Source organism: Devosia psychrophila, assembly GCF_000971275.1.
Taxonomy (GTDB): Bacteria; Pseudomonadota; Alphaproteobacteria; order Rhizobiales; family Devosiaceae; genus Devosia; species Devosia psychrophila.
The window spans coordinates 1-566 of sequence record NZ_LAPV01000224.1; the positions used below are offsets into that span (position 1 = coordinate 1).

A 566-nucleotide genomic window follows, 5' to 3' on the forward strand; every position below is an offset into this window, starting at 1 on the left:
GGCCCGCTCGCCCCGGTGGGCCTGATCGAAAACTGGCGTGCTAGGGAAGTTACGGTGCGGCGGGGTATAGCCAGCCCGGGCCGGCTTGAGCGGCTTAGCCCGCGCAACACGCAGAGGCACGCGATGCTTATCGTGCTGGGACCGTTGATGCGCGGCGGCGGCCTTGGCATAGTCTGCGCGGATAGCGGCAGTGAAGCCGACCTTGTTGTCCTTGGACAACAAGTCGCCCAGCACTCCCACCGCGCGGCTGGCGTCGTTCACATGCCCCGCCTGGCCGGCGCTATAGCGCCGGCCAGGCGGGGCATGTGAACGACGCCAGCCGCGCGGTGGGAGTGCTGGGCGACTTGTTGTCCAAGGACAACAAGGTCGGCTTCACTGCCGCTATCCGCGCAGACTATGCCAAGGCCGCCGCCGCGCATCAACGGTCCCAGCACGATAAGCATCGCGTGCCTCTGCGTGTTGCGCGGGCTAAGCCGCTCAAGCCGGCCCGGGCTGGCTATACCCCGCCGCACCGTAACTTCCCTAGCACGCCAGTTTTCGATCAGGCCCACCGGGGCGAGCGGGCC

Annotated in this window: 2 protein-coding genes; one reads left to right on the forward strand and one right to left on the reverse strand. The window is 67.8% G+C overall.

Annotated elements, in window-relative coordinates:
• The coding region (locus WH91_RS21005; RefSeq protein ID WP_046172969.1) for a hypothetical protein at positions 1-261 on the reverse strand (261 nt) is incomplete at its 3' end.
• 44 nt (positions 262-305) lie between these two features.
• Between WH91_RS21005 and WH91_RS24450 the strand changes: the two genes are divergently transcribed.
• Positions 306-566 (forward strand): hypothetical protein (locus tag WH91_RS24450; RefSeq protein WP_046172969.1); only part of this gene is annotated, 261 nt, incomplete at its 3' end.